This is a genomic window from Brevibacillus sp. NRRL NRS-603 (genome assembly GCF_003013445.1).
GTDB classification, from domain to species: Bacteria; Bacillota; Bacilli; order Brevibacillales; family Brevibacillaceae; genus Brevibacillus; species Brevibacillus formosus.
The window spans coordinates 60,379-79,156 of record NZ_PXZN01000006.1 but is presented as its reverse complement, the minus strand read 5'-3'; the positions used below and the strand labels follow the sequence as shown (position 1 = coordinate 79,156).

The following is an 18,778-nucleotide window of genomic DNA, read 5'->3' as shown; positions in this document are numbered from 1 at the left end:
CCCACTTGCTTCTGTCTCATTCTTTCTTTGCCCCATTTTCGTAGTCCTCTTTTAGCATTCCGTATATCTCTAGATCCACGATTCCTTTGTCTGACCAAAGCGTTGCTTGTCTGAGTGTTCCTTCCTTGATGAAGCCATTCTTCAACAATACTTTTTTGGAGGTCTCATTCGGAGGCATCACTTCCGCCTGTATTCTGTTAACATTGACATCCATGAACAAAAAGGAAAGCAGTATGTTTACCGCTTCCGTCGCAATCCCTTTTCCCCAATACGCTTCGGACAAAAAGTAGCCAATCGTCACCATGTTTACCTTTTGCTGAAAATCAAAAGCCTCGATAATGCCAAGCAAGTGATCGGGGTTATCATTGGCGAAGATCCCCCATTTGATCCTCGACTTTTTCAAATAGTCTCTCTCAAAATGCCCGATCATGTTTTTTACTGTCGCTTTGTTATGCTTGGGGATAATGCCGCAGTAGGCAAAAACGTTGTCATTGCTATAGATTTCAAATACCTCGTCCAAATGCTGCTCTTCGATTTTCTTCAAGGTGACACGATTTGATTTTAGAATGGGAAACTGGTTAAACAGTACGTCTACGTTCATGATTTCAGCTCCATCTTTTGAGTTTACCTAACTTCTTATTTTTTCCAACATAGCTCTTTTTCCTCCTTATCCACCCAATAGAAAAAAGTATGGAAGCTTGCCTCCATACCAGCATCGTTCATTTCAAGAATAGTAGGTAGACAGCCATAATCCCTGAATCGGCAAGGATATGACTGACGATCGAACCCATTAGTGAGTTGCTCTTGTGTCGCATATATCCCCAAATCATTCCCGCCAAAAACACTGGCAAAATCATCGCGATATTATACGGCCAGCTAAACAAAGGAATGATGGAGAGAAAATGATACAGGCTGTAAAACAATGACGTCAGCAAAACCATGGTTCGCTTTGTCTGTTTTCCGTCCAGCTTTTTAAATAAATATCCTCTCCAGTAGATTTCCTCAAGAAACGGATTGATCACTAGCAAAACAAGGATGAGCCAAACGACAAGGTTGCCAGAGAAATCCCATTGTACCAATAAATTTTGCAGTTCATCCTTATCAAACAAAAAGCTGTGAAAGAAATATCCCGCAACAATAATGGTGAAAAAGGAAAGAAGTCCAGTCAAAATGCCGTGATACATATTGGAGCGGTTGGTTCCCAATCCGATTTGCCTGAATGTGTCCCGCCATGTATTTCTTTTCAAGACGATCATGTCTACAAACGGAACCGCAAACAGCCACCCGTAAAACAGCAAAAACGTGACTGGGACGCTACTCATGACCTGTAAACCCAAAAAGATCATGATCGTTGGCCCTAGAAATAACAGAACATGCTTCATCGTATCCCCACCAAATCATGGCTTGTTTTTACTAACAAGATTGTAGCGGGGAACACCAAAAGCGAGTAGTACCAACTTTACGTAGTACCAAAAAAACGAGGACATGGATGACTCCAGCCCTCGTACTTATTTCTACCTATTCATCTAAATGAGCATCCCCGCAATCGCTGCGCTCAACAGATTCGCCAAGGTTGCTGCAACTACTGCACGCAAGCCCATCTCTGCAAGGTCTGATCTTCTTGACGGAGCAAATCCGCCCAAGCCGCCAATGACCATAGCCAGCGCAGCCAAATTGGCAAAACCGCAAAGGGCGAAGCTGATGATCACAACACTTTTTTGCGACAAATTCGCAATCTCAGGGGCAAAAGCCGTGTACGCGACAAATTCGTTGAGGACAATCTTTTGCCCGATGAAAGAACCGGCTTTTAGCGCTTCCTCCCATGGAACCCCGATCATAAAGGCAATCGGCGCGAACAGGTAGCCTAAAATGTGCTCGAGCGTCAACGCTTGTACTCCCACTAGCCCGCCAAGCCAGCAAATAATCGAGTTCAGCAAGAAAATCAACGAGATAAACGCGAGCAACAGCGCCCCGACACCAGCAGCTACTTTAAGCCCGTCCGAAGCCCCGCGTGCAGCTGCGTCAATGACGTTTCTGGACTCCGTATCTTTCATGACTTCCACACGTTCCACTCTGTGTGGCTGTTCTGTTTCCGGCATGATAATTTTCGCGAGCAACAAACCACCAGGCGCTCCCATGAATGCTGCGGCCAGCAAATATTCAATCGGAACACCAAGCATCGCATACCCACCGATCACCGAACCCGAAACACACGCCAGTCCGCCTGTCATTACAGCAAACAGCTCGGACTTGGTCATTTTCTCAATATAAGGCTTTACGACAAGTGGCGCCTCAATCGGACCCAAGAAAATATTTGCAGAGGCTGACATGGATTCGGTTTCGCTCGTTTTGAGCACTCGAGACAAAAATCCGCCGATGATTTTCGTCGCCCACTGCATGATTCCGAGATAATACAGGACCGAAATCAAGGAAGAGAAGAAGATAATGATCGGCAATACTTGCAGGGCAAATGTAAAGCCTGCGTTCTGTGCACCGAGTATCCCGCCAAACAAGAACTGAATCCCGGCATTCGTCGAATCAATGATACTTTGTACAATCGACGCCAAGTACTCCAGAAGCTTTTTCCCAAAATCCCATTTCAGTACAACCAAAGCAAAAATAAACTGAATCGCAAACGCACCAATGACCGTCCTCGGTTGAATCGCTCTGCGATTTTTCGAAAACGCAATGGCTATTAAAAAAATTCCCAGGATGCCGAGAACTCCCCAAATGTATTGCATGAACGTATCCTTTCTGTATCGCCAGCTGTGTCGATATCTAAGATGACTTGCTTTGTTCTAGATCACTTTTTTCGCTAATTCTGTTATGTAATCAAAAAATGCATCACGATCTACGTCGTAAACCACATGTACTGGGCGTCCGTCAGCCGTCTCAACGGTTCGGCCTTGGCTAGCACCTTCTGTAATCACGATGCTGTTAACCGTTTGCACCTTTACAAGATCACTATTGCCAACAAATGCTGTGGTTAATACATCCCACAGGTAGTAAGTCGAGTTGGTCGAGAAGTGTACAAGCGGCGGCACCATTGCGTAGCATTGACCCAAGAAATCGACACCGATATGCTTGCGCTCTTTTGCCCAGCGCTCACGAACATCCAGTGTCAGTGGGACTTGGTTCGTGCTCTCCAGTGCGACCAAATCAATCTCGATTCCGCTTTCCCATACGCGAGCAGCTGCATCCGGGTCCCAGAATACGTTCCACTCTGCGGTTCCATCGTGCTCAGGCTCATGCACGTTTCCTTCTTCGCGGAATGTTCCGCCCATCCACACCAGGCGCTCTACTTTTTCTTCGATGGTCGGATCGACATCCAATGCACGCGCAAGATCAGTCAAAGGACCCGTAAACAGCAAGGCCGTTTTTCCTTCCGTTGCACGCAGCGTTTCAATCATGTGAAGATGGGCAGGCTTGTCCGCTACTGGCGTGATCACTTCTCCTGATTCATTGAGCAAGGGCAGTGCGTCTACATAAAATGCATGCATGCGCCAGTCCTTTGGAAAAGGATTTTTCCCGCGAGAATTGGACTCTGCTACATCCAAACCGCCATTACCGAACCGATCAATAATTTTCCGACTGGCAAACATCGCTGGTTCCAAATAGCAATCCGCTGGAATGACGGATACCCCCGTCAGATTCACATTATCCATTTGGAGCAGCAAGAATAAAGAAATCAAATCATCAACGCCGCCATCATGGTTAAAGTAAATGTTTTTCTTCATCATTATCTCCAATCTCATACATGGACTCGTATGAAGTATCATTAAACCACTATTATTTGGAACCCTTCAAAAAATAATACTAAAGTTTTACTAAAAAATATACAATCACATTGAAAAAAGCGGTCAATAGACAAAAAAGAGGCTATCCCTTAAGGACGGCCTCTGTATCTTTTATTTGTTTAACAAACGGAAAACTTGTTCGACGTCTTTGTCCCCTCTTCCGGACAGATTAACAATCAGGATCTGCTCCGGGGACAGAGTGGGAGCCAGCTGCAAAGCATACGCAATGGCATGTGCGCTTTCCAATGCGGGAATAATCCCTTCTGTTCTCGATAGTTCTTGAAAAGCCGCCAACACCTCTTCATTCGTCACCGTGTAGTATTCCGCTCGTCCACTGACTTTTAGCTGGCTGTGCTCTGGGCCAATACCTGGATAGTCCAACCCGGCAGCAATTGAATACGTTTTTTGAGGTTCCCCATTTTCATCTAGTAGCACCAAACATTTAAAACCATGAAGGACGGCTGGAACCCCTTTGGTCAAGGTAGGTGCCTGATCAGGCTCAACACCAATCAGACGAACAGACGGTTCCTCTATATAATGGGCAAAGCTCCAATCGCGTTACTGCCGCCGCCAACAGCGGCGATAACCGCATCCGGCAAACGACCTTCTTTTTCTAAGATTTGTCGTTTTGATTCTTCACTGATGATTGATTGGAAGTACTTTACCATCGTAGGGAACGGATGCGGACCAACTGCCGATCCCAATAGATAGAACGTGTTCTGATAGTTTTGCACCAAATCATTCAGCGCTTCATCAACTGCATCCTTCAATCTTCCTTGCCCTTTGGACACTGCTACCACTTTTGCCCCTAAAAGCTCCATTCGAAATACATTCAGGGCTTGTCTTTTCGTATCCTCCGCGCCCATATAGATCACGCATTCCATGCCAAACATCGCGCAAACAGTCGCTGTAGCAACTCCATGCTGTCCTGCACCCGTCTCGGCGATAATACGCTGTGCACCCATTCGCTTTGCCAGAAGGATTTGACCGATGACATTATTGATTTTGTGGGCACCGGTATGGTTTAAATCTTCTCGCTTCAAATAAATTTTGGCACCGCCGAGTTTTGCAGTTAAATGACGAGCAAGCGTCAACGGATTCTCACGACCTATATATTCTTTCAGATAGTACCTGTACTCTTCGATGAATTCCTCATCGTCTTTATACTTTTCAAATTGCTCAGCTAAATAGTCCAATACTTCCTGTAATTGCGGAGGGACAAAGCTTCCTCCGAACTCACCGAAATATCCCTTTTTTGTCTGTTCTGTCAATGACATGCTCATCTCTCCTCAGCTATAACTAGTCCTCAATCCTTCCTTGCATTTTATAAGATCAAAAGAGAGTGTGTCAATTTCGTTTTATGATTATTCAGAATTCATTATTTTGTTGTTAATTTTTACAAAACCATCATTTTAGCTTCATATTTTCCCAATATAGATCGGGTAGTCTAACACAAGTGGTTTATTACGTCGTTTTTTCATTCGGAGGGATAAGATGAAGATTCACTTTCAAAAGAAAAGCTTGCTGATCGCAACAATCACGGCTCTGTCCTTGATCGGAACACAAGGAGCAGGTGCAACTCAAAATGTAACGGGAGCACCCGTTGTAGCCGAAATTCACGAATGGAAAAATCCTCCTGCACTCGCTGAAGGTATTAAAGAAGGCGGCTTCTCCGGTCTCGTGCATCTCCCTAACGATCCTCCTTCTATCTTTTATACATTGGCTGACCGTGGACCCAATGGGCAATACGGCAAGGACGAGCTCCGTACGTTCCCTGACCAAAACTACACACCACGCTTGTACAAAATTAAAGTGGAGAATGGAAGCATTCACGTTTTAGAAACCATCAAGCTGCGTTTGCCACAGGGCAAGATCAACGCTTTTACGAAAACTACCTATATCAGCGGATTGCCAAACCTCGCTGGCCCTGATGAAGTTCCCTACGATGTAACGGGAACAAAAAAGATTAGTTACGATCCAGACGGTTTGGATTTGGAAGGCATCGCTTACAACCCGGTCGACGATACTTTTTGGTTATCCGATGAATACCGCCCATCCATCATTCAAGTAAGGCGTGACGGCACAATCCTGGGCCGCTATGTACCTAAGGGCACCAAAGAAGCCTTGGTTACCGCAGGCGCAAAGATGGAAATTTTTGATACGCTGCCAGCCGTCTATTCCAAGCGCATTGCAAATCGTGGATTCGAAGGTATCACCATCTCGCCAGACGGCAAGTTCTTGTATACTTCGATCCAAAGTCCGATGGCACTCCCTAATAAAAAATCAGGCGAAGCCTCCCGTAATTTGCGCATTTTAAAAATGGATCTCGCCACCAAAAAAGTTGTAGGCGAGTACATGTACATTTCAGAGAACGCGAAGGATTTCGTGAAAGTGAAACAAAAAGACGTCGTTATCAGCGATTTGGCCGCACTCAGCCAGGATGTGTTACTGATTGACGAGCGAGACAAAAATGCCGGGGCAGACGTACAGCTTAAACGTATTTATAAGGCAGATTTTTCGAAAGCAACCAATTTACTCGGTACTCCTACAAGTGAGCATGACTTCGAAAAACTCAGTCTTGCCCAAGTGAAAGAGAAAGGGATTGTCCCTGTTTCCAAGGAATTGCTGGTGGATGTAGCCAAGCTGAATTATCCGCATGAAAAGCTGGAAGGATTGGCGATTGTCGATAAAAATACGATTGCCGTTGTGAATGACAATGATTTCGGTGTTGAGGGCTATGACGAGAAGGGTAAGATTAAAATCAACAGCAATCCAACGCAGATGTATGTGATTAAAGTGGGTAAAGATTTGAAATAAGAAGCAAAAGAAGAAGTCCTGCACTTTCAGAAAGTGGCAGGGCTTCTTCGATCCAAATAACTATAACGACGCCCAGGTGTTTTCAAGCCACTGATCAAAATCAGCACCTTTTTCTCCCTCGTACGTATCATAGATATCGCTTCTCATTTTTTGCAGTTTCTCTTTGAATTCCTCGAGCGTATGACCTTTTGGTAAGCTTTTCTTAATTCTTACCAAGGCTTTCGTTGCTCCTTTGATCAAGTCGCCTTTTTTCTGAGCAGGTAATCGAACACCTTCCCCAAATGCTTTCAGTTTTTGAAAAGCACTCTCTTGCACTTTGTACACCGTATCGTTTTCCATGATTCTCGTCAGTAATTTTATTGTTTCTTCATGCTTCCACTGTCCTAATTCTTCAACAGCCTCTAAGCGCTCTCTCCAATTAGACGTTCGATTGGCAGCTTTTTTTAATTCCTCAAAATTCGGTGGAAACTCATTTTTGATGACAGTTTTATTCACGTAATCTATCTCCTTTGGGCTTTGATCATTCTATTAGACTACATTTTCACGGCAAACACCATTGACTCACATGTGAAATCTTCGAAAGCCTAACATTTTATAGGTCTGTTGCCTTCCAACCATAAATAAAATGAATGGTATTTCCCCAGCCAATCACATACTCAACTGGAGAAAAGGCGGTTACTACATTGTTAGCGGCCAGAACCCAAAAAATACCCCCCCTCTGGGTCGCCAGGATGATTGGGGAATTGACTTACATTATAAGCTCTTGGCGAGCGTCTTGACTCTGGCGTTCTACCGATACTAGTTACAATATGATCTTCAATCCCATTCATGCACATTTCTATTGTTGTATAAAGAAATGTCAGCTTGCATGTACGAAGTATGGTTAAACCACTTTTATTTTGAACCAACCCGTCCGTGTAAATAGTATGAGGAAAAGCCTCGCGGTTGATTTAGTCCACGAGGCTTTTCACTAGGCATTCTTATTTTCAATTAATACAGCTTCGATAAAAATTCAGTAAATGTTGAAGCAATTGGGGTGATGGCTTCTCTTTGCCATTCTTCTAGGGATTTTTCTTCTAGTTCTTGCTCGTCCAGATCTCTTTCCGAAACCATATATTCGTGGTCAGCAAAAACAACAATTGGTTCAGCTTGCTTTCCATTGACATAATCAAAGCAGATAGAACCACCTCCTGCATCGTATCCGATAGGAATCACTCCATCAGGTAGAGAGTCCTTTGTTTGCTCATATGCTAGCAATATATGGTAGCTACCTACCTTTTTACTAAGGCTAAAGAATGAATTAAACACTTTTCCTTCTACTCGTCCGTAATCAAATCGGCATGGAACTGGTGCTCCTGCATTATTCTCAAGCATACACGCTACGAAATCTTTCGGAAAGCGTACCCCTATTGCAAATTCAACTTCTTCGATATCTTGAATGTCTATCTTTTCTGTGCAACATTCAAATGTAACATGATTAGCATTTTCCATACTCATTCCTCCGTTTTTACCTCTTTGATCCTCCCCAAATCGCATTTCCCCCAGTATGGGTCACTGATCGATGCACAAACAATGGGATTAATTCTATCTTCCCTTCAACTTGATGGTGATGCCATGTGTAATTAGCGATTCTCCCCTGATTTTTGCCTGCCGCTGCTTGATCTATTAACTTCTTTTCTTCAGCAGTAAATGTCCCTTTTACCTTTGAACTACCTGACTCGATTGCTGCCTTCAACTGTTTTGAAGCTTCTATGAATTGGACGTCATCCTTAGCTAAGTATAGTTTTTTGTCGATTTGTGCAGTAAATCTTACATAATCCTTAAATATTGGGAACCCAATAACATCGAACCTAGCTATTCCAGGACCATTCATAGGAAGTCCGGCTAAATCCTTGTTGATAATTCTCGGTGAACCCCATGGTTTGTTTAGATAAATATTTACTATATCAACAGTTCTTCTAAATTCTACTGCGCTGCTATACCCTTCTACTACTCCTCCTGTACTTACTAAATAGTCTTCCACTGTCTCAAAGTTTTTGGGAACCACTTCTTTTATAACAACAGAAGCTTTACCCTTCGCATTTTTAAACTCCACCTTTTTTATGATACCGTCTCTGGTTATTTTTCTCTGAGATGGCTTTGCTGGATTATTAGGTCCAAACTCTTTTATAAATAATGCGGCGATGCATTCCCCTTGAATAAGCTCAGTCTCATTTGCTCCGTTTTTTATTAGCTTCTTAAAGAACCCAGCGCCTCTTCCATTAGCTGCTACTACATCTGGATCAATGTGGATGAGCCACCATTGTAACTCTCTTTTTAGATCAACATAATGAGAATTGTATTTTATCGGCCCTGGAATGTCAGCTTCATTTAACAAATCAATTCTCTTTTTAATTACTAAGCTTCTCCACGGAAGCTGATCCAGATTAAGTTCATACCATGACCAATCTACATTATATTTTGGTTTTAAAGTAATAAAAACCCAACTGTCTTCAATCTGAACATACATCCCAGCGTTTTTGATTGGGTCATTGTCACAACAAGTTTTCGGATCATAATAGAAATGCTTGTTACTCTCATTGACCTCATTAGTCGTTTTTGGCTTCGATCCTTTACTAAGAGTAAATGCCACCACTTCATCTTTAGGTACCTCATGTTCCGTAACGGCAGTCTCTTTTAAGGGATTTCCTTCCACATCCGTATAACCCATCTCATACCCATCGAGCAATCCATTGCCATCCGAATCTTTTCCATCGATGACACCATCACCATCTGAATCTTCAAGAGATGTAGACAGAACGACACGTTCCATCGTCCCTAGTCGAATTCCTTCTTTCTCTACACGATCGGGAATACCATCTTGATCGATATCCTCCTGAGCCATTACCCCATTCCAGATGGATGTCAGGATTGGAACTGACTGTGTGACATCTTGCAGATCACTTTCTGCGTATTGTCCTCCTGTCTGTTCAGCCAATTGTTGCAGAGTCCATTCTCCGCTACCCATCTCATTCGATGTCCAATACGTATAAATCATGATTTGATTTTCATTCGCCTTGGCAATTGCATTAGCTAGATTTGGATCAGCGAGATGCTGCTCTTTCGAAGCAACCAGCAACACTTTCCATTTGTTTTTCAATGCAGCATTTGCTGCTAATTGGTCGATAGCGCTGGAGATGTAAGATGGACTTACTAGTTGGTTTGAAAATACTTGTCCTTGGACCAAATCAGCCGGAATATTTGTTGAGCGGATTGCTTCTTCTACCTTATTCCGCTCAATAGTTCCGTAATTGAAAATACTCTGGTTTCCTACTGCATAGGTAGTGGCAAGCACAAAGTTCTCGATTTTCCCACGAATGACAGCAGGCTTCCCTGGATCATATGGTGTTTCCAGGAGTTTGTTCCACTCTTCTCCATCGACTAATACATAGTAGCCATATTTATCACCAGTCGCTGTAATGGTACGATCTGCTTCATTAATTTGAGTATTAGGAAGTTTTCTCAAAAGCTGCTTTTCTTTGTCATAGTACATAACAGCCAGTTTTTGCAAATCGAGATGGTTCCACTTCTCATTTAAGGTGAAATCGAGGGTTACTTGTTCAAAATCTTCACTTACATCTAGGTTAACCGGGTGTCCAATCATATGAGGCGTATTTCTCACAAATGGATTCTCAAATGCATCTGATACCATGGTGTTTTCACTTGATTGTGGAAACCCATCCATCGTAACCTTCGGAATCACCCCAGCTGCTTCAAAGCTTCGTTGTTCATCTTCATTTATCTCAATTTTCTCGGTCATCCTGATTTTGGAATCAGGCTGACCGTCACCATCACTATCCTCACGTAACGGATTTAAACCCAGATCGATTTCTCGTTTGTCTGATATTCCATCCCTATCCGTATCCCAATGAGTAGGAGACGTATGGTACTTGTTTACTTCATCACCATCGGGGATTAAATCATTATCTGTATCCGCGTTTTCAAAATTGGTGCCTAGTCTAGCTTCCTCAGTGTTAGACAAACCATCCTGATCTTGATCTGCCTCAGAATCTGGTATCCCATCACCATCGGAATCTGCTTGTGTTGGATCCAGATTATACTTAATCTCTTCCTTATCACTAAGTCCATCCTGATCAGTATCCGCTGAGTAAATGTCCGTTTTGAAAGTAAGCTCTATCAAATCAGGGATACCATCGTTATCGGTATCAGTTTTCAAGTTCTCAATCTTATAATTGAGTCCATAGAAAGCTAACAAATTTGATCCAGTGTCCATCAGATTCTGTATTTTTTTAAATGGTTGGACGATAGTTCCATTCTTAAATTCCTCAAGTAACGCTTCCCAAGACGCCTGAAACTCTTCGAGATCCTTTAAATAGCCTGGATCAACGGATTCACCAGCTTTAGAGAGATTGTCCGCATATTGAGCAGCATCCTCTTTGATTGCTTCCAACTGTTGCAATTCAAGCATGAGTAAATTAGTAATGTTGTCCAGTAACATATCCTGTTCTTCATTTGATAAGTCTTGATCGTACGCATTTTTATATGCAGCAAGCAAGTTAAACAAATTCAGTTGAGAGTGAGAGACTTCCGTTCCACTGTACCGATTGTCGGAAATCATATTTTCTGAGATTGCCTTCTCGTATGATTTAATATATCTAGCAAGTCTCTTACTAGAACTATCAGTAACTACCTTACCCTCATGGTCAGTAAACGTAACCTCTTCATCCGGCAATTCTTCTTGAAGTTCACTGAGATTGTCTAAAATCCGATACGGGTTCAAGTCATACCAGTTGTACTCTTCTCCTACTCTCTTCAATACTTCCGCCCATTCTGAAGCTTCTTGCACAACCACATTTACTGTTGAGGTAAAGCCACCATCTTCGGATGTGACTGTTACAGTTGCATTTCCTACGGCCTTGGCAGTTATCTTGCCAGTTGAATCAACGATCACAATCGCTTCATCACTGGAGGTCCACTTTACTTGTTTATTCGTTGCATTCTCTGGCTGAAAAGCAACTTTTACCTGCTCCTCAACTCCGGGCGACATCAAAAGATTACTCTTCTCAAGCGAAATTCCGGTTAATGGAACAGCGGTATTATAGACGAGAAGGTCTATCTCCAACTTTTGCTCTTGATAGCTAATGGCAATTTTCGCAGTTCCTTCTTTCAGACCAGTGATGATTCCTAATTCACTGATTGTTGCTATTGTTTCATCGCTGATTTGATAAGTAGCTTTGTCTGTAACCTCTACAACTGTGGAATCTGGATAATGTGCTTGGATTCGCAACTGTTGTGTTGCCCCAGTCAGGACTGAGACAGCAACTGGATCAGCACTAATAGCTGTTGGCAGTTGATCCTCTTGTTTTAATGTTTTTACTCGAATGGTTGCTGGTTCACTAGCCCCTTGCTCGTTTTTTGCGAGGAGCGTGTACACATACTCGGTTTCTGGCTGTAGATCTTTATCGGCAAATCTTGTTTCGTTACCAGTAAAAACAACTGCATCATCTCGTTTTAATTCATAAGAGGCAGCATTTTTAACTTCGTTCCACTCCAGTACAATCCGCGTTGCTTTCGGATCTGCCTTTAGATTGGCAGGCGTACTCGGAAGCTCAGCTACTGGTTCTTCCTCATGGTTTTCCAAGCGGAAGTCATCTAAAAATAACGAGCCTTCTCCACCATCTTCAGTGGATTTCAGCTGTGCATAAATCTGAGCGTAGCTCACATCGGGAGGAGTAGTTACTACTTCCTTCACAGACACGTATTCGTCTAATTTTTCATCTGTGAGATCAACGCTCTTACTATCCAGGCTGTTTCCTTCGGCGTCAAAAAATTCGATACCGACCTGTAAGGTAGATTGACTAAGCGATGCAATGTTTACATCTCCACTCAGCCGATACTTTTTATCGCTATCTACCTTAACTTTTTGAACGATTTTCATCCCTTTATCTTTTGCTATACCCGTTGCTTTTACTTTTTGGGCATATTTTCCGGAATCAACAGGAGATTCTACGACTTGAAAATCTCCTGTTACGTCTGTGTCACTTTCGACATCCCATTTGTCTGCAATGCCTTTATCTCCTGAATAATCCTCGAAGCTTCCATTTTTCAACAGGTTATTCTCTGCGCCTTCTGTAGCGGCAGCGATTACTCTATCACTCAGCTTTCTAGCTTCTGCAGTAGAGACAAACGGGAGTACTAAACCCGCTACCAAACTGATATTGGAAACTATGATGAGCCACTTTTGATAAGCCTTTTTCTTCAATAGACTCGTCTCCTATCTGTCATTCATCCTGATACGTACTATTTGCCCGATTGAACCGCTTTTACTTTCTGCTCAAAATCAGGCCCAAATATCTTATTGATAGCTGGATAGATCGTCGCATCTCCTACTGGGATATCTGGAATCGTTCCAGTAAACAGTCTGAAGTAACCTCCAAATGTGATTTCAACATCAGAAATGTTCGTAACGATGACCTTTCCGCCTGCTGGAACTAGCGGCTCTTCGGTTGTGGCTGTTCCTTTTTTCTGTACAGTTCCATCCGCTTTGAAAACCGTATAGTCAAAATGCTTCCCTTCCGCTATATCGGTCATAATTTTGGCACCTGTCGTTCCGATATTTTTAAACTCGTAGCTATTCCCTTTAGTAAGCGTTGCGCGCGTTAGAGACCGCTCATTCGTTTCTTCTACAATAAAGTCATTATCGTAGGTAAACGTCACCGGATTATTTGAATGGACGGAAACGACTGCCTGCCCACCTGCCGGAATATATGGCGCTTCAGCCGCTCTCATTTTTTGGGTATAACCTGTGCCACTCTTGTTATAGACAGCAACGCTAAAATAACGATCATCTGCTATAGAAGCATTATTAGGAAGCTGTTTTGGCGCGGTACCATTATTGATAAATAAATAGTTTTCCCATGGATAAATGGTCTTTTTCCCTGTTAAATCATTATCTTTTACCGTGAACAGCTCATAATGTCCCCAGAAATTAATGATACTGTCTGACGTTCCTATTACGGCAACTCGCTGGCCAGCCTGAACCAAAGGCTTTTCAACGGTATTCGATTGTTTTTTGGCTACAGTTCCATCTGCGTTATACAAAACAAAATCGTAGTTTCTTCCTATCCACGCGTCCGTTTGCAATCTTTCTTCAGAGTTTCCTTTATTCGTAAACAAATAACTCTTATCCTTACGCAGTGTCTTCTTGACTAAAGCAGGTGCATTCCAAGGTTTTACCTCAATTTCTTTATCGAAGGTAAAAGTGACTGGACTCTCAGAGACAACTGTTACAACCATACGTCCCCCAACAGGAATGGTCGGAGTATCGACAGAGCTGATATTTGAGCTCTCTCCAGCTCCGCTTTGCTTATAGACAGCGTAATCAAACAGCTTATCCTTCGAATTGCTAGAGCCATTGTTAAAGATTACTTTCGAGGTCGTCCCTTTGTTGATAAATACGTAATTTTCGCCCTGTCTAACGATTTGCTTACCATTACTTGGTTGTGGATTCACATCGTTTCCGATGAAAAACTCATAGTACCCCCAGAATATTTGTGGGCTGCCAGATGTGTTCGTAACCACCATTTTTCCTTTAGGTGGGATTTTCGGTTTTGCAGTTGAACCAGTCTCTTGCTGTACGACCGTTCCATTTTCCTGATAAACGATGTAGTCATATTTTTCAGGATGTGAAATGGTATTTTCCATAGCTTCACTTGTAGCACCGATATTCTTGAAGGCGTAGCTCGTATTTGTAGTGACCGTTTGTTTGAGTAAGGCAGGGTTTCGACTCGGTTCCACATCGATATCATTGTCATAGTAGAAAGTTACCGGGTTCGAAGACATTACCGTTACAACTACTCGTCCGCCTCCAGGTATAGTTGGGACACCATAGGTATTCATCAGTTGATAAAAACCGGAACCATCTCTGTTATAAGCGGCAAAATCGAAATATTTACCCGCATTTGCTTGAGAACCGTCATGCTTTAGCTCTTTCGTTACACTTGCTCGATTCTTAAACACATAACTTTCTCCACTGTAGACGATGACTTCTTTTGGTTTTGATCCCGTTCCATCTTCACCTACGAAGAGATCATAGTAGCCCCAGAATGTAATAGGTTGTTCTGATAAGGCAGTAACGTGTGCTTTTCCATTTGCCGGTACAAGCAATTTAGTTGCTACTACAGTATCTTGACTCTCAATACTTCCATCCTGCTTGTAAGTCACATACTCGTATTTCCGTCCTAGAGAACCACTGCTTTCCAGATATTCACCGCTAATCGTTCCCTTATTAAAAATCATGTAGGAACTGCCTTTTTCCAGTGTCTTTTTAAATAGCGCAGGCTTTGAACTCAGTTCTGCCTTAATTTCATTATCGTATCGGAAGGTAACCGATTGATCCGATGTGACAGATACTACAGCTTTTCCACCTGGAGGAATCTGTATGGATGAAGATACATTTTGCGCTTGTGAAAATCCTGAATTATCTCTTTTATAAACCGCATAATCGAAGAATTTATTCTTGTCGTCCAACGAAGCATCACTTACAAGCTGCTTGGTTTTCGTACCTGTATTAAAGAAGAGATAGCTCTCACCTTTAGCAATTAGTTTTTCATTTGAAACACCATCAGAATTGCCATCTCCAACAAACAAATCATAGTAGCCAAAGAAAGTAATTGGCTCCTCATATGGATTGGAAACATGAATTCGTCCGCCTGCCGGAACTCCATTCTCTGCCATATGGTTGATTCCTTGACTCTCTAACGTTCCGTTTGCGTTGAAAATGTTGTAATCAAATTTCCTAGTTGCAGAAGCATTATTTTTTAATACTTCTTTCACGCGCCCTTTGCTTGTGAACGTGTAGCTTTCTCCTTTTGATACAGTCTTTTTCAACAAAGCAGGATATTCAGACATATGTGTTTCAAACTCATTTGCATTGTAGATTAACGTGATTGGATTATCTGAAATAACTGTCACTACGATCCGACCGCCTGGCGGAACATACGGATCAGCAACAGAGTTCATGAATTGATAATGTCCATTCCCCTCTTTGTTGTAAGTCGCATAATCAAAAATCTTGCTATCCCGTTTCGAAGCATCCGTCATTACTTGTTTATTCATTGAAGATTTATTGATCAGGACAAAACTCTCGCCCTTTTGCAAGGTTTTCCGTTCTAATGCTGGATTATCTGAGGCATCCGCATAGAAGAATTCGTAGTAACCTCCAAAAGTAATAGGCTCATCTGAGATGGTTGTAACAACAATTCTGCCCCCTGCAGGTATGAATGGTTGTGCGGAGGAATTTGCTCTTTTCGTACGAAGAGAACCGTCAGCATTATAAATAGCATAGTCATACTTCATTCCAGACTTAATATCATGTCTGATCGTGAAACTTCTCGGCCCGTAATTTGTAAAGGAGTATGTTTCTCCTTTTGCAACAACTTGTCTAAGTAATGCGGGGTCTTCACTTGGCTCTACGTTAAATTCCATATGATAAATAAACGTAACGGGTGTGTCAGAAGTAACTGTCGCTACCAGACGCCCGCCTGGCGGAACATTTGGGTCCCATTGTGAATTCATTTTGTGACTGTACCCATAACCTTTTTTGTCGTAAATCGCATAGTCATATAACTTTTGATTCTTGTACGATGCATCATTCATTAAGGAACGGAAACCCTTACCAATGTTCGTAAAAGTATAGCTTTCGCCCTTTTTTAGTGTAATTCGCATTAAGGCCGGATCATTTGATACATATCCATAAAACAGTTGATTGTATCCCCCAAAAGTGACAGGACTGTCTGTAACTACGGTTACCGTCATTTGTCCACCTGCTGGAATACTTGGTTCAGAGGATACAGCAATACCCTTACCAGCTAATGATCCATCCTCTTTATAAGAAGCGTAGTCAAATTTTTTAGAAGAGGACGCATCATTTTGAATAGAGGTATTTACTACGTTATTGTGTGAAAAAGTATAGCTCTCACCTTTATACAAAGTATGCTTATACAATGCAGGCTCCGAAGTTACATCACCACTGATGTCTTCTACGGAATAAGTAAATGTGACAGGATTACTAGAAACGACTGTAACCACCATAATTCCACCACCTGGAATATAGGGGTCTCCCGCCGAATTCATTGCCTGCCCATATCCATTGCCATCCTCTTTATAAGTAGCATAGTCAAACAATTGATTTTTGGTAGTGGAGGCATCCGTGCTAATCTGCCTGAGTGCCGTTCCCTCATTGTAGAAGATATAGCTTTCTCCCTCGCTCAAGGTGACTGAAGCTTTATCTGAAGTATTTGCAGAAGCAATTTGTTCGATACTAAACATTTGTAATATGAGAGCCATCATAATAAAAAATTGAAATATTTTTTTACTCACTTACTGTATCCCTCCTTAAAAATCGCTCTTTCCAGTGAAACTTTTCTTTTTATCCCTTTTTTGTACATTTCGTTCAAGAAAAAAGCCCCCCCTATTTCAGGCAGGGCCATCTTTCACTTATTCGAAAAATACTTCTACTGGACCGGACTTATGTTCGATATCTTCATTTCCAAGCAATTTGTTACCGTAGTTATTTCCCCATGCCCATACAGTTCCATCATTCTTCATTACCAAGGAATGTTGGGTACCGCTACTTACTGCAACTGCATCATTAACTTCTGGGATTTGATGAGGAGTAGTAATTTTTCCACGTGTATCACCAAAAATCAGATCCTCATAGTTTCTTCCCCAACCCCAAACGGTTCCATCATCTTTTAAAACAGTAGTCCAGAACCCGTTCGTCTCTGCAATTGCGTCTACGTGATCGAGATTAGGAACTTGAGTAGGCTTGTTTAAATCTCCAGACTCGCTCTCTCCAAGGCCAGGTCTGCCATTACCCAGTTCTCCATAACCATTAGAACCCCATGTCCAAACTGTTCCATCACTTTTCAATGCTACAGAGTGGTAATCACCAGCTGCAATCGACACGACATCTTCTAGCCCAACCACACGAACTGGTGTCGTCTTGTCTTCATTGAACCCATTTCCTAACTGGCCGTTTCTATTTCCACCCCATGCCCAAACGGTGCCATCATTTTTCAAAGCCAAAGAATGTTGAAACCCAGTAGCAATCGCTTTTACATCGCTTAATTTACTAACTTGCACTGGCGCGTAAACGTCTTTTTTCGTGCCGTTCCCAACGTTACCTACTCTGTTTGAACCCCATGCCCATACAGTACCATCATCTTTTAAAACCATGTTGTGTGAGTTACCTGCTGAAACCGCAACCACATTTTCAAGACCCTTCACTTGTACAGGGACATCACTCTCAGAATAACGTTTGCCGTCTCCAATGTTTACTCCCCACGCCCATACGGTTCCATCATTTTTTAGGGCTATAGAAGAAACGTTAGCAGCAGACACTGCTCGAACATCAGAAAAATCCTCAATTTTGGTTGGGAGTTTGTACTTTTCTCTACCTGTGTCACCAACCCCTAATGCTCCATTAGAAGTACTTCCCCATGCCCAAACATTTCCATCCGCATCAATAATCAAGCTATGAGAAGCTCCTGCAGAGGCTTTTCCCATATTCATGGCAATTTCTTCGCTGAATTCAGCATGAGCCACGCCTGAACCCAATATATTTAATGTAAGCCCAGCTGTTAAAAGTCCTGTCAAAAGTTTTGAAGTTAGTTTTTTCATAAAGAGCTCCCATTCATTCGTAGTTAATAGAATATTGCATAATGAAGCAAAAGTAGCACAACTCATTTCAAGATTAGCTGATAAGCATACCCCCAACATATAGAAGGATAAAATTTCCTCGTAAAATATACCATATAATATATTAATTTACTATTATTTCTTTTGTTGTTTATTTTTAGTAATATAATTATCTATTTTCACTGAACATACACGAATGGTCCAAATTTCCGATAAAAAACTGCACTGCCAACAGTTAAATATGTCTAACGATTGGCGTGCAGTTCAGTCAGGAGGACATATTATTTATTCATACAACACTTCCACCGGACCAAAATATGTTCGATATCTTCATTTCCTAGTAATTTACTTCCTCAGTTATTTCCTCGTTATCCCCAAAAATAGGCTCTTCATAGTTTCTGCCCCAGTCCTACGCGGTTCCATCACTCTTTAGGCCAAGTGAAGAATTATATCCAGCCGATACT

10 protein-coding genes and 1 pseudogene are annotated in these 18,778 nt (G+C 42.2%); 1 reads left to right on the top strand and 10 read right to left on the bottom strand.

What is annotated here, in order from left to right; all coding sequences use genetic code 11:
• Positions 1-16 precede the first annotated feature (16 nt).
• From C7R94_RS02390 to trpB, 5 genes and pseudogenes are all read right to left on the bottom strand, one after another.
• Positions 17-601 carry a GNAT family N-acetyltransferase gene (locus C7R94_RS02390; protein WP_106778317.1) on the bottom strand — a complete coding sequence of 195 codons (585 nt, stop codon included), beginning with the start codon at positions 599-601 and terminating at the stop codon, positions 17-19.
• A gap of 118 nt (positions 602-719) precedes the next feature.
• Positions 720-1,382: a CPBP family intramembrane glutamic endopeptidase gene (locus C7R94_RS02385; RefSeq protein ID WP_106778316.1), complete on the bottom strand. Its 663-nt coding sequence runs from the start codon at positions 1,380-1,382 to the stop codon at positions 720-722.
• Between the two features lie 144 nt (positions 1,383-1,526).
• The gene (locus C7R94_RS02380; RefSeq protein ID WP_106778315.1) at positions 1,527-2,741 is read right to left on the bottom strand and encodes a NupC/NupG family nucleoside CNT transporter; all 1,215 of its coding nucleotides are present in this window, start codon (positions 2,739-2,741) and stop codon (positions 1,527-1,529) included.
• A gap of 57 nt (positions 2,742-2,798) precedes the next feature.
• A complete protein-coding gene (locus C7R94_RS02375) occupies positions 2,799-3,737 on the bottom strand; it encodes a nucleoside hydrolase (RefSeq protein WP_106778314.1) in 939 nt (312 codons plus the stop codon).
• 171 nt (positions 3,738-3,908) lie between these two features.
• A pseudogene (trpB, locus tag C7R94_RS02370) lies at positions 3,909-5,074 on the bottom strand (tryptophan synthase subunit beta).
• A 217-nt stretch (positions 5,075-5,291) separates the two neighbouring features.
• Here trpB and C7R94_RS02365 point away from each other — a divergent pair.
• Positions 5,292-6,614: an esterase-like activity of phytase family protein gene (locus tag C7R94_RS02365; protein ID WP_106778313.1), complete on the top strand. Its 1,323-nt coding sequence runs from the start codon at positions 5,292-5,294 to the stop codon at positions 6,612-6,614.
• Between the two features lie 60 nt (positions 6,615-6,674).
• On the opposite strand, the gene C7R94_RS02360 is transcribed toward C7R94_RS02365, so the two are convergent.
• From C7R94_RS02360 to C7R94_RS02340, 5 genes are all read right to left on the bottom strand, one after another.
• Entirely contained in the window at positions 6,675-7,109 is a 435-nt protein-coding gene (locus C7R94_RS02360; protein WP_106778312.1) for a HEAT repeat domain-containing protein, read from the bottom strand.
• Between the two features lie 495 nt (positions 7,110-7,604).
• Positions 7,605-8,105: an SMI1/KNR4 family protein gene (locus C7R94_RS02355; protein WP_106778311.1), complete on the bottom strand. Its 501-nt coding sequence runs from the start codon at positions 8,103-8,105 to the stop codon at positions 7,605-7,607.
• A gap of 16 nt (positions 8,106-8,121) precedes the next feature.
• On the bottom strand, positions 8,122-12,876 hold the full coding sequence (locus tag C7R94_RS02350) for an Ig-like domain-containing protein (protein ID WP_106778310.1): 4,755 nt from the start codon (positions 12,874-12,876) through the stop codon (positions 8,122-8,124).
• A gap of 38 nt (positions 12,877-12,914) precedes the next feature.
• Entirely contained in the window at positions 12,915-16,994 is a 4,080-nt protein-coding gene (locus C7R94_RS02345; protein WP_106778309.1) for a hypothetical protein, read from the bottom strand.
• 117 nt (positions 16,995-17,111) lie between these two features.
• Positions 17,112-18,296 (bottom strand): RCC1 domain-containing protein, encoded by a 1,185-nt coding sequence (locus C7R94_RS02340; protein WP_158264646.1) that lies wholly within the window; start codon positions 18,294-18,296, stop codon positions 17,112-17,114.
• Positions 18,297-18,778: the final 482 nt, after the last annotated feature.